The sequence below is a fragment of the Glaciimonas sp. GNP009 genome, from assembly GCF_054343755.1.
The window spans coordinates 5,142,397-5,155,375 of sequence record NZ_JBTGUV010000004.1; the positions used below are offsets into that span (position 1 = coordinate 5,142,397).

At 47.3% G+C, this 12,979-nt stretch carries 10 protein-coding genes; all 10 read right to left on the bottom strand.

Features of this window, described 5'->3' with window-relative positions:
• Positions 1–41: 41 nt before the first annotated feature.
• Entirely contained in the window at positions 42–530 is a 489-nt protein-coding gene (locus ACXX82_RS23650; protein WP_458563831.1) for a CvpA family protein, read from the bottom strand.
• A 194-nt stretch (positions 531–724) separates the two neighbouring features.
• A complete protein-coding gene (locus ACXX82_RS23655; protein WP_458563832.1) occupies positions 725–1,741 on the bottom strand; it encodes an SPOR domain-containing protein in 1,017 nt (338 codons plus the stop codon).
• Between the two features lie 75 nt (positions 1,742–1,816).
• Positions 1,817–3,145, bottom strand: coding sequence for a bifunctional tetrahydrofolate synthase/dihydrofolate synthase (gene folC, locus ACXX82_RS23660; RefSeq protein ID WP_322238973.1), 1,329 nt, complete (start codon positions 3,143–3,145; stop codon positions 1,817–1,819).
• Between the two features lie 127 nt (positions 3,146–3,272).
• Positions 3,273–4,145: an acetyl-CoA carboxylase, carboxyltransferase subunit beta gene (gene accD, locus ACXX82_RS23665; RefSeq protein ID WP_322238975.1), complete on the bottom strand. Its 873-nt coding sequence runs from the start codon at positions 4,143–4,145 to the stop codon at positions 3,273–3,275.
• A 165-nt stretch (positions 4,146–4,310) separates the two neighbouring features.
• The gene (trpA, locus tag ACXX82_RS23670; protein WP_322238977.1) at positions 4,311–5,108 is read right to left on the bottom strand and encodes a tryptophan synthase subunit alpha; all 798 of its coding nucleotides are present in this window, start codon (positions 5,106–5,108) and stop codon (positions 4,311–4,313) included.
• A gap of 197 nt (positions 5,109–5,305) precedes the next feature.
• Positions 5,306–6,571 carry a tryptophan synthase subunit beta gene (gene trpB, locus ACXX82_RS23675; RefSeq protein ID WP_458563833.1) on the bottom strand — a complete coding sequence of 422 codons (1,266 nt, stop codon included), beginning with the start codon at positions 6,569–6,571 and terminating at the stop codon, positions 5,306–5,308.
• 237 nt (positions 6,572–6,808) lie between these two features.
• A complete protein-coding gene (locus ACXX82_RS23680) occupies positions 6,809–7,477 on the bottom strand; it encodes a phosphoribosylanthranilate isomerase (protein WP_458563834.1) in 669 nt (222 codons plus the stop codon).
• 184 nt (positions 7,478–7,661) lie between these two features.
• The gene (gene truA / locus ACXX82_RS23685; protein ID WP_458563835.1) at positions 7,662–8,480 is read right to left on the bottom strand and encodes a tRNA pseudouridine(38-40) synthase TruA; all 819 of its coding nucleotides are present in this window, start codon (positions 8,478–8,480) and stop codon (positions 7,662–7,664) included.
• Between the two features lie 181 nt (positions 8,481–8,661).
• Positions 8,662–11,400, bottom strand: a complete 2,739-nt coding sequence (locus ACXX82_RS23690) for a motility hub landmark protein FimV (RefSeq protein ID WP_323507511.1) — start codon at positions 11,398–11,400, stop codon at positions 8,662–8,664.
• Positions 11,401–11,745: 345 nt separating this feature from the next.
• The gene (asd, locus tag ACXX82_RS23695; protein WP_322240679.1) at positions 11,746–12,879 is read right to left on the bottom strand and encodes an aspartate-semialdehyde dehydrogenase; all 1,134 of its coding nucleotides are present in this window, start codon (positions 12,877–12,879) and stop codon (positions 11,746–11,748) included.
• Positions 12,880–12,979 lie beyond the last annotated feature (100 nt).

The following is a 12,979-nucleotide window of genomic DNA, read 5'->3' on the forward strand; positions in this document are numbered from 1 at the left end:
AATAATACAAATAATACAAATTACAAATTCAAAATTGGTGTTTAAAATTTTACGTGCTGCGCAAATGCGACAGGCAAAAACGGTAAAGCAGTCATCGCAGTCTTTTCGGCATACGGGCTAAATATAGCGTCCCGCCAAAATAATTGTTTCGGAATCGCCGTGGTGCCGCAGACCAATACTACTGCCAATATGATTACCAAACCTTTGACCAGGCCAAACAGGCCACCTAAACTGCGATCTGCAATGCTAAGACCACTCGCATGGATCACGCCATCCAATGCCATGCTTAAGAGCATCATGAGAAATCTGACGCCTATAAACAAGGCTATAAAGGCAACAATCAAGCGCGTCACCGTACCAGGAATGACCTCGGGTAGTAATGCTGCCAGACTTTCGCCATATGCGTTGGCAACGAAGAGGGCAATTGCCCAACTTGCAAGAGACAGGATTTCTTTAACCAATCCACGTAAAGTGCTAATGAGTACTGAACAAATCAGGACGAACAATACCAGATAATCAAAAATCGTCACGCTGCCTCTAAACCGGTTCAAAGATCGTTAGCCCGTAAATATATCGGGCATTTTGCGGTACCTTTCTGGTCAATCAATTGCAACCCTCATCTGTGTCGATCAACGGGGCGATCAATCGCACCAACATGATTCTCGCAAACGGATTTCAGGTCACTCTCACAGAGCAGCCTATATGAGGTTGCTTTGCATCAAATTCAAGCTGGTACCAAGCTGCCTGACAATCCCAACGGCACTAACTTTGCACGCGCCTTTTCGGCCTCTTCTTTGCTGGAAAATGGCCCAACCCGGATCCTGATTCGCTCTCCGGCAGAGGTCTTGACCTTTTGCGTGTAAGACCGAATGCCTGCATCGGTTAACTTTCCTTGCAACTCATCTACTTTTTCTTGCGACGCTAAGGCCGCTACTTGAATCACAAATTTGCCCTGTTTCTTTTCGGCTGAAGGAGCCGCGTTGCCGCCGTTTAAAATCGCTGCCGCACGCGCAGAATCGTCCTGTGATTCGTTTATTGTAGGGTGATCCTCTGCCCTTGCGTCTAGTTTAGGTTCCGGACGTGACTTTCGCTCATCCTTTGCTTCAACTTTTGGCTTGGTTTCTACTTTAGGCTTGGCGACAATTTTTGCTTCAGGCTTAGCCTCTGAAGTTACTGGCGCTACTGGCGCGACGTCAGCGTTATCGGCTGAAGGCAAAGACGGCATCACAGGCGATACACTCGTAATGGCACCCTTGTCCGAAACTTGCGGTTGACTTAAAGCAGAAATCGGCGCGCTTGCAGGTGTACTCGCTGGATCAATAATTTCCTCCTGCTTATCCAGCCCGCCGATCGTACCGGTCATATCAGACGAAGCAGATGATTTGGATGAAGTCGTAGCACGATTTGCCGGAGCATCCGCTGCGACTACTGCCGCAGGTTTGTCGCGTGAAGGAATCTGGATCGAAATATCGTCGGCTAGCGGTTTCGGTTCGGAATCCAATACCATCGGCAACACAATGACTACCGCCAACACTAAAGCTACTGCACCAACTAAACGACGTCGCGCACGTTTTTTTTCCGGCAGAACCGGATCGGCCGGATCATTGCTCTGATTACTGGAAATTTTGCGTTTCCTACTTGCACGGATGGCACTGGTGTCATCTTCAGCGCGCGAATGATAGGCGCTCTGCTCAGAGCTAGGCTGTTGTTTATTTTTACGGAAGAAAGAGAACAAACCCATGCGATATCTATTTAATTTTAAAAAGCAATACTAAAATATGGACTGAGTTTGCACCACACGTTGCAGCGCATATTGTCAGTGAAATCCGGATTTCCTTGCCTTCATTACATCAGCAACTGTCAGGAAAGATCCGAAAACCACAATTCTATCATTCTCGCCTGCTCTACTCAGTGCATTTGCATAGGCTTCTGCGGGAGTACTGAAATTTTGAATGGTAGATTCTGCTTTTGGCCCTTCTTGCGCTTCGACTCCAGCATCTTGCAAGCATTGCCGAATTTGCTCTGCTGTCGCGGCACGCGGTAACGGCAAATCAGTGACACACCAATGATCAATTCTGCTTTTTAACTGGGAAACGATACCTTGGATATCCTTATCGAGCATCACACCAAATATGCCAAAGGTGTAAGGATGAAAGCCCATGTTCTCTAGATTCTGACCCAATGTAGCGGCTGCGTGAGGATTGTGTGCCACGTCTAATACCACGAGTGGTTGTCCTGGCATCACTTGAAAACGCGCCGGCAACTCCACAGTCACAAGTCCGGTTCGCACCTCTTGGGCACTAACTGGTAATTGGTAACGTAAAGCCTCCAATGCTGCTAATGCTGCGGATGCATTCAACAATTGATTGGCACCGCGAAGGCTTGGATAGCCTAGAGAGTTGCGACGCTGGGTGCGTCCACCATAGTTCCACTGCTGCTTATCCCCAGTGTAGTTAAAATCACGACCCAGTAACCAAAGATCAGCGCCGATTGCAATGGCATGGTCAATAAGTGATTGAGGCGGCACTGGATCACTACAAATAGCGGTTTTTCCAGCCCGGAAAATACCCGCCTTCTCAAAACCTATTTTTTCCCGGGTATCACCAAGGTAATCAGTGTGATCGATATCAATGCTGGTCACAATGGCGATATCTGCATCAATCACATTGACAGCATCCAGACGCCCGCCCAGACCAACTTCCAATATCACCACCTCTAGATCGGCAGAGGCAAGCAAATGCATAATGGCAAGGGTCGTAAATTCAAAATACGTTAGCGAAACATCTCCACGTTGCGCTTCAACAGCTTCAAAACTGGCAATCAGCACATCGTCAGAGGCTGACTCGCCGTTTAACTGCGCGCGTTCATTGAATTTCAAGAAATGTGGCTTGATGTACAGCCCTACTTTGTAGCCAGCGCGTAATAGCATTGACTCCAACATCGCACATGTTGAGCCTTTTCCGTTGGTTCCAGCGACCATGATGACAGGACAAGAAAACCTGAGGTTGAGTCGTTCTTTTACGAGCTTGACACGATCCAAGCCCATATCAATGGTTTTAAAGTGGCGCGACTCGAGCAGTTCAAGCCAATCGTCTAACGTGGTGGGATGGCTTGCTGCGAGTGGAGAAGTTAACGATGTAGGCATAAATTAGTCATTTAACAAAACAATAGCCCGAACAGAAAGCGATTCGGGCTATCAGATTTTGAGTAATATCAATCAGGCAATTTCTGTAACCAAATGTCGATCATCAGCTCAGATCAAAAAAAACACATCAAGCGAGCGTTTCGGCTGGTTGATTCTGCAATAAGGCTAGCAAACGCGCGATCTCTTCGCGCATCTTGCGTCGATCGACGATCATATCGACTGCGCCTTTAGTGACTAGAAACTCAGACCGCTGAAATCCTTCAGGCAGTTTTTCGCGCACAGTATTTTCGATCACGCGTGGACCCGCAAAACCAATTAACGCTTTCGGCTCCGCGATCACAACATCACCCATAAATGCAAATGACGCAGATACCCCACCCATGGTCGGATCAGTTAGGACGCTTATATACGGCAATTTCTTTTCCGACAATTTAGTTAGCATTGCTGTCGTTTTTGCCATTTGCAATAACGACAATAAACCCTCTTGCATACGCGCTCCACCGGTCGCTGTAATGCAGATAAACGGTACTTTTTGCTCAAGCGCAGCTTGTGCACCGCGAACAAACCGCTCACCGACAACAGAGCCCATTGAGCCACCCATAAACTCAAACTCAAAACAGGCGACCACAACAGGCAACGTCATAATAGCGCCACCCAACACGATAAGTGCGTCGGTTTCACCGGTAGCTTCCATCGCCGCTTTGAGGCGATCCGGATATTTTTTACTATCTTTAAATTTAAGCGTATCAATAGGCAATGTTTCCTGGCCAATTTCATAGCGTCCACCAGCATCCAGAAGCGCATCCAGACGGTCACGCGCGCGAATACGCAAATGATGGCTGCACTTTGGGCAGACATGAATGTTGGATTCCAGGTCAGTCCGGTATAACACCGCTTCACAGGAAGGGCATTTAACCCACAGTCCTTCCGGGATCGATTTGCGGGTTGCCGAGTCACTGCGCTGGATACGGGGCGGGAGTAGTTTTTCAAGCCAACTCATAGAGCGACCTCCTTCATATTTTTTACTTGCCGAATTGTACCTTCAACCAAAAAACAGCGATAGTAAATCGCTGTTTCTACACAAACTTAGTGATTGAAGATTAAATGCCAATTTAGCAAATTTTTGTTAACGCCATTAACCAGGCCTGCGCGAGTACGACGGAAATTATTCGTCCAAAGCTTTCCGAATACCGCTGATAAATGTTTGCACCGCTGCAACAGCATGCTCACGCGGGGTATTTTCAAGTTCCTGAATAATGCGACTTCCGATGACAACTGCATCCGCTACTTGCGCCACTGCTTTAGCGGTAGCTGCATCGCGAATACCAAAACCGACACCAATAGGCAACTTAACGTGCTTGCGAATTGCTTCGATGCGCTTCGTGACTTCAGCGATATCGATATTAGCCGAACCCGTCACGCCCTTAAGCGATACGCAATACGCGAAACCACCGCCAACTTCGGCAACCTGCTTGATCCGCTCTTCAGTAGAAGTCGGCGCGAGCAGGAAGATAGGATCCATGCCATTGAGGCGCATCTTATGCGCAAACTCTTCACACTCCTCGGGTGGATAATCGACAACGATGGTGCCATCAATGCCCGCTTCTTTTGCAGCACTAATAAAAACATCCACGCCCATCCGTTCGAGGGGATTAGCGTATCCCATCAACACGACTGGCGTATGGGTATTGGTCTGCCGAAAAACCCGTACATACCCTAACACGTCATGCAGGCTGACATTGAATTTAAGCGCGCGTTCGCATGCCCGCTGGATAACAGGGCCTTCGGCCATTGGATCAGAAAATGGGACACCCAACTCAAGAATGTCGGCACCGCCAGCGACCAGAGCGTGCATCAATGGTACGGTCAACTCTGGATCTGGATCACCAGCGGTGATAAACGGGATCAGACCCTTTTTGTTATTTGCGGCCAGTGCGGCCAACGTAGTCTGGATTCGTGACATGGTTGTCTTAGAAAAATTTTCGTGAGCTATTGATTAAATTAAGCAGAACAAGCTCGGCCTAACAAGTTGTTTGAGATAAATCGCTTAAAATCTATCCATCGAAATACATTCAGTCTGCGTTCGGCAAATCATGATCATGTAGATCAGAGCGTATCGCCACCAACGGGTTTCCCCATGGTGGCGATTTTGTATTAACGCTATGCCGACTTCAACCGCTCAGCCACAGTATGCATATCCTTGTCACCACGACCAGACAAGTTTGCCAAAATAATTTTATCTCTCGGCAAAGTCGCTGCAAGTTTGGCAGCGTAGGCTAACGCATGACTGGATTCCAGAGCGGGAATAATTCCCTCAATAAGGCAACAGGTGTGAAATGCATCAAGCGCCTCATCGTCAGTGATCGTCTCATAGGTCGCACGACCACAGTCCTTCAACCATGCGTGCTCAGGACCAACGCCCGGATAGTCCAGGCCGGCAGAAACCGAATGCGTTTCAATGACTTGACCGTTCGCATCTTGGAGCAAATATGTTCGGTTGCCATGCAAAACACCGGGTGAACCAGCAGTCAATGAGGCTGAGTGCTTGCCGCTTGCCAATCCTTCACCCGCCGCTTCAACACCGATCAAACGGACGTCATGATGGTCTATATAAGGATAGAAAATACCCATTGCATTTGAACCGCCGCCGACGCACGCGACCACATAATCCGGTTGGCGACCGATCATTTCCGGCATCTGTATCAGGCACTCTTCACCAATGACAGACTGAAAATCACGAACCATCATCGGATAAGGATGTGGTCCTGCAACAGTGCCGATGATATAGAACGTATCCTCAACATTCGTCACCCAATCTCGCATCGCTTCATTGAGCGCATCTTTCAATGTCTTTGATCCTGATTCAACAGGCACGACTGTGGCACCTAGCAGATTCATTCGGTAGACATTTTGTTTTTGACGCTTGATGTCTTCACTACCCATATAAACCACACATTCCAAGCCAAAACGGGCACAGATCGTAGCTGTTGCGACACCATGCTGTCCCGCACCGGTTTCCGCGATCACGCGAGGTTTACCCATGCGCTTGGCCAGCAATGCTTGTCCGATCACATTGTTAATTTTGTGGGCGCCTGTATGGTTCAAGTCTTCGCGCTTGAAATAAATTTGTGCACCGCCCATTTGCTCAGACCAGCGTTTAGCGTGATATATCGGACTTGGGCGACCAACGAAATGTTTCAGTTCACTTTCATATTCAGCAACAAATTCCGGTTGATACTGGTAGTGCGCATAAGCTTCCGTCAATTCTTTGAGGGCAAGTGTCAAGGTTTCTGACACAAAGCTGCCGCCATACATACCAAAGTGACCCCTTGCATCAGGCAAATTGTAATGTGCAGCTTGTTGTAAGGTCGCGGTGGCGGGTGGTTGGCGCTCAGCAAAGTGCTCAAGCGGATTTAATTCTTTCATCTTTTTCTTTCTGAAAATGGCTGATTGACTGCTCATTGACTTTTATTGAGGGCATTTAGTCACCTCAAAGTGCGCAAAAAATACTGAGCACTATCAATAGATCTCGTCTTAAACCGTAGCCAACAATCTGCAGTTAATACTGCTGGCGAATATAGCACCCACAATGCACTAAAGATAATAGGACTCGCCGCACATGCACCGCAGAATTCGCGCGGTTCAGTGGATTGCGAACAAAACTTACTCAGGCACTGTATCTGCTTGACGTACGGCTTCGATAAAAGCACGGATCTTTGCGGGATCCTTTACGCCCTTTTCTTGTTCGACACCACTGCTGATATCGACCGCAAAAGGACGAACACGTACCACCGCGTCAGTCGCGTTTTGTACGCTCAAGCCACCACTTAAAACGACCTGAGGCGCGAGTTCTTTTGGGATGAGAGACCAATCAAAAACCTTTCCGCTACCACCATAACCATCTACCAAGGTATCGAGCAACAAACCGGCAAATAGCCGACCATCAGATCGATATGTACGATTGTACTCTATCAAATCGCTGGCGACTGTTGCAACACCTACACGCATTGCGCGCAAAAAAGGGCGATTGACACGTTTAGCTGCTTCATTGCATTGCAAAACCGATTCGTCACCATGAAATTGCAACAAAGACAACGGGGCCACATCAACTGTCGCAGCGACCTCATCGGCCGTCGCATTGACGAATAATCCTACCGCAGTAACGAACGGTGGCAATGTAGCAATTAGTTGCGCTGCTCGTTGAGGCGAAACAAAACGTGGACTTTTTGCATAAAAAACAAAGCCTATAGCATCCGCGCCAGCAGAAACCGCTGCCGCAACATCTTGCTCACGTGTCAAACCGCAAATTTTGATTCGGGTACGCTGGATCATGTTTATAGAGGTAATAATATGAGTAAAAATAGATACGAATCATCTATTTCGCAGAGATTCACACAAAACTTAGCAAAGGAGTGCTTTAGGCATCCACTTTATTCACTCTGAGCTCCAATGACGAACCTCCACAAATAACGTCAATATTGGCCATAAATATTGATCTGTTTTGACTATATACGGATTATAACCAAGGTAATATTTTACTTTGTTGCTGCGGTAGTTTCCATTTTTGGTCGTATTCAACTTTCGCCAAATATAAGCCGTCCGGCATAAACGTTGGCGCGGCCCGACTCCGATCTTGCTGTAAAAGTAAGTCCGCTATCCATTCAGGGGACTGTTTTCCGATGCCAACGAAAATTAACGAGCCGATCATATTACGCACCATATGATGCAAAAATGCATTTGCGCGTAGGGTGAAGACAACCAGATCACCACTGCGGGCAATATTTACCTCATGCACAGTACGAACAGGAGAACGTGCCTGGCATTCGATTGCTCGAAAAGCTGAAAAGTCGTGCGTGCCAACAAAGTGCTCTGCGGCCGCCTGCATTAACGCCAGATCAAGTGGGCGAAAAGCCCACCCCACCTTATTCACCAACAAGGGCGATCGAATTGGATGGTTGTAAAGTAAGTAATGATAAGTACGCGCAGTTGCGCTAAAGCGTGCATGAAATTGTTGGTCACCATCAACGTGGTCGGTTACTTCAGCATGCGGTACTTCGCAAGCCCAACGTACCGCGATGGATGGCGGTAAAAAAGCATTCAATCCACGTACCCAAGACGATGCGTCTCGCGCCAATGGGGTATCAAAATGCACCACCTGTTCAAGCGCATGAACACCTGAATCAGTACGCCCAGCGCAAATGGTCGAAACTTTACCCTGCGTGAATTTTTGCAAGGCAAGCTCTAACCGATCCTGAACGGTCTTGCCGCTAGGTTGCGTTTGCCACCCCTGCCAAGGAGTGCCATCATATTGCACGCCGAGAACGATTCGCCTCACACCAACTCCACTTAAAAAATATCGCCATTAAAAGACAAAAAAGGCCATAACAATTTGGACTAGGAACCCATCGCAAAAAAAAACACTGCGTTTAAACACAAACGGGCGCCAGCATAACGCTGCGCCCGTTAATTGCCAAATATTATTAGCACTTCAAATTAAAAAATGCTCACCAACATTTTTACGTAAGCTTTACCAATAACGCTTTCGCCGTTGCTATCTGCCCCACATCACCGCCCTTTAATACCTCTTCTAGTAATTCGCGCGCGCCTTCACTATCACCAATTTCCTGATAAGCAGCAGCAAGATCAAGCTTAGTCGCCATTTCCGTGTTGTTCATAACAAGAGGAGCCTTCAATATTTCCTCTGACAAACTATGCTTATCAGCCACATTGACAAGATCAAGATCCATAGCTGAAAACTCGAACTCCAGGGGAGCAGCCATCACGAAGGTTGATGCTACATTCGATAGTGGAATAACAGGCTCCAGAAGAGTTGGAACCCCACCTGATACCTCTACAGTCGGGTCTGATGGAATATGTTTATACTGTACGCCAGTTTCAGCAGACGAACCCGTGACGCTAAAATCAGAGCCTGTCAACGCTTTGTTTTCAAGATCAAAATCCAGAGATTCCAGAATCGCCTTAGCGGATTCAGGTGTCGTCATCGTGATCGCCGAATGATGGCTCTTATCGACAGGGTCATCTAGGGGCGCAAAGTCAAAATCCAGATCTGGCTTGTCGTCTGGTTCCAATATATCTTTAAGTGGATCAGCATCTACATGCGACGGAGTGAGTAATATCGGAACTGCCACCTCCTCGACATCCAGTATTCGACTTTGTGTATTCAAAGGTCCAGGAATAACTCGCGGCGCATTAAATTCAAGTCCTTCCATTGGTTGCGTAGGAGCAGTTATCGATGCTGCTTTACTAACTACTTGCTCTGGCAAATCTCCTCGCCCATACAATGGATTAGTAGGGTCTATCGTCACTCCTAACGCCGCCGCTTGCTGCCAATCCTCCCCCTTCCCGACTGTTAGACTGTAGAGTTCGCTAGCTAGTATTTCGAAGGCCCGCACATCCTTACGCGCCGCATAAATTTCTAATAATTTAACGCGAATCGCATCACGCGTTGGCTGTCCGCGTAACGCTTCTTTTAAAATTTCTTCTGCCTGCAAGTCACGTCCATAAGCGATATAAACGTCCGCTTCAGCTACAGGATCGACATTCGTATCAAGATCGCTAACCGAAGGTACGAAATTAGAATTAAATACGCTATTTTTAGTATCAGTGCTCTGCCCTCCAGCCGCACCAAATAATGTGCTCGACTTGATCCCCGAGGTGCCCTGCGACCTTCCACCATTAGCTAAAAACACCTGCTGCTTGTTGCGACGCAGTCTGCTGATACCAAGGGCTGCTAATAGCAATGCCAACACGCCGACACCAGGTAATAGCAAAGGATTATCCGCTAAACCGCTTAAGGTGCTGGACTCAGGAGAGGGTGTTGCCAACTTCGGAATCTGCTTGGGCTGAGTAGGCTTGGGTGGCGAAGCGTCAGCTACCGCCGCAACTGATAACACAGGAGTAATAGAAGGTGCATTAGGGGCGACACCTGCCACAGTGGGCATCATCGAAGACGGTGTTGACCCAACTACGAGGGCAGCTTGAGGAGATGCACCAACAGATGGGGCAGCCGAAGCTTTTCCAGAGCTATCCGCTTGCTTTTGCAACTCCTCTAAATTCTTATTTTTTTGATCTATGACTTTTTGTAAGTCGTTAATATTTTTTTCTAGTTCCTTGACCCGAGTATTTGCTTCAACGTTTGTTTTTTCATGGGCAACTTGCTCTTCAGTCGCTGCAACCAATTTCGCATCCGCTTTAGAGGTGCCGCCAGCGCGTGATAGTTTCAGTTTGTCTTTGGCGTCGTTCGTAGGATTTGCCGGCTCTTCCACTTTCGCAGTGATTTTACCGCCACCACTCTGTTTTGCCTCATCGCCAGCACGCGGCGTTGCCGTGAGCAACTGACCAGCCAGCGTATTGCGATATCCGTTAAAGTCTTTCGACATTGCCAGAATTACACTTCTAGCTTCTGCTGAAGAAACGGTACGTGCGTTGTCCGCATCGGGAATTGAGAGAATCTGACCGCTACGCAAACGATTAATATTTTTATTGATAAATGCATTTTGATTGCCGCGATACAGGGCGACCAACATTTGATCAATTGACACGCCGTCCGGCAAGTTGGTATCCGCAATTTGATAAAGCGTATCGCCTTTCTTTACCCGGTAATCTCCAGCGCGTTTTTTATCACCCGTAGCAGCGGGAGCTGATGTTTTGGCTGTGCGAGATTCAGTGTGATCAGGTTGAGCTATTTTTTTTTCACTATAACGTGGAAACGAGCGATCATTTCTCGCGCCGGGCAAAAACGCGGCAGCGTCCGCACCAGATGGCGCAGACGCTATTGTGGGACCCACTGCTGATGGGCGAACTGGTACAGTAATTTGTGCACTTTGCGCCACGTGAGAACTGGCGGGATCGAGCAAGACGTTATATTCCCGCACAACGCGCGTATTCGTGCCGCCCAACTCCATTAACACTGCAACAAATGGCTCGTTAATTGGTTGCGTAGAAGTTACGCGTACGAATTTACGCACTCCACGCTGATCTATCGAAAATTGGAGAGATAATAATGCGGGATTAAAATCGATATTGGCCTGTTTGTATGCATCAGCAGACGCTAATTTTGCAACTAATTGCGACTCCTCATCCTTGGCCACGGAAGTTAATTCAATCTCAGCACGCAGTGGTTGGCCTAGCGACGACAAGATCGTTAACTTACCAAACCCAGCGGCATGTGCTCCGGCCATCATTACCATGGAAGAAATGACTGCTGATGTAATTGTCTTTAAACCAACGGACATTAATTTGCTCGATGAATGTAAACTCTTGTTTAGTGGCATTGAAGACATTCCGTTGGCGTAAGTTAGAAGACAAATCTTGCGTTTTATCAATGTTATTTCCTGAGTTTTAAAACATTAATATTGCCCAAAAAGTCGAGCTAGGCCGATTCATTAGATATTTAGTAGATTACCAGTCTGGCAACAAATCACGAATAGTATTGGTCGCATTAAAATTACCAATAAAACAATGCCATGAAAATCTATCGTTGGACAGGGATGAACATCAACAATTGTATTATTCCGTCCTTAAGCCGCCTCTTGTAGACAACAAAAAGACGGAAGTCGCAATTGAACTAGTTCGCTTTTTTATTTATCCAACACAATTCGCAGCATGCGGCGCAGAGGCTCTGCAGCTCCCCACAGTAATTGATCACCAACAGTAAATGCCGAAAGATAATCACCACCCATTTCCAGTTTGCGTAAGCGGCCAACTGGAATCGTTAAGCTACCGGTGACTGCAGCTGGCGTCAGGTCACGCATTGAGGCCTCACGACTATTCTCGACAACCTTTACCCATTGATTGTTACTAGCGATGATGTCGTTAATTTCGTCAAGCGGCACATCTTTCTTCAATTTGATGGTGAGAGCTTGCGAGTGGCAACGCATGGCACCGACACGGATACATAACCCATCAACCGGAATAGGTTTTTTCCCACTGCTAAATCCTTCACCACGGCCGAGAATTTTATTCGTTTCTGCGCCGGCTTTCCACTCTTCTTTAGACATTCCGTTACCGAGATCCTTATCGATCCATGGAATTAGATTTCCGGCAAGGGGTACGCCGAACTGCTTGGTTTCGTCTGCAGAAAAACTATGCTGCTTAGCCAATACTTTACGGTCAATTTCAAGAATCGCTGCCGCAGGATTGTCGAGCAATGATTTGACTTCTGCATTGATTGCACCAAATTGGGTCAACAATTCACGCATATGTTGCGCGCCACCACCAGATGCTGCCTGATAAGTCATCGAGGTCATCCAGTCAATCAAATCATGCTGAAACAATCCACCCAGGCCCATCATCATGCAGGAGACTGTACAGTTGCCGCCTACGTAGTTTTTAATACCCCGCGTCAGTCCATCTTTAATGACATTCAAATTGACAGGATCCAACACGATGATGGCATCGTCTTTCATCCGCAAAGTTGATGCTGCATCAATCCAGTAACCGCTCCATCCGGACGCACGAAGTTTTGGGAAAATATCACTAGTGTAGTCACCGCCTTGACACGTAATAATGATCTCGCATTTTTTTAACGCCTCAATGTCATTAGCATCTTTTAATGTTGTTTCATTTTTTGCCAATGCAGGCGCAGGTCCGCCTGAATTTGAAGTTGAAAAAAATACCGGTTCAATATGGGCGAAATCGCCCTCTTCCTGCATTCGCTGCATCAGGACCGAACCAACCATGCCACGCCAACCGACTAAACCAACCAGCTTCATCATCATTCCCTAAAACATGAACGGGGAAACGCCCGTAACGTCAATAAATACTGAGAAAACATAAAATACAATGAAAACACAAAAGAAGGGTTCTACACCT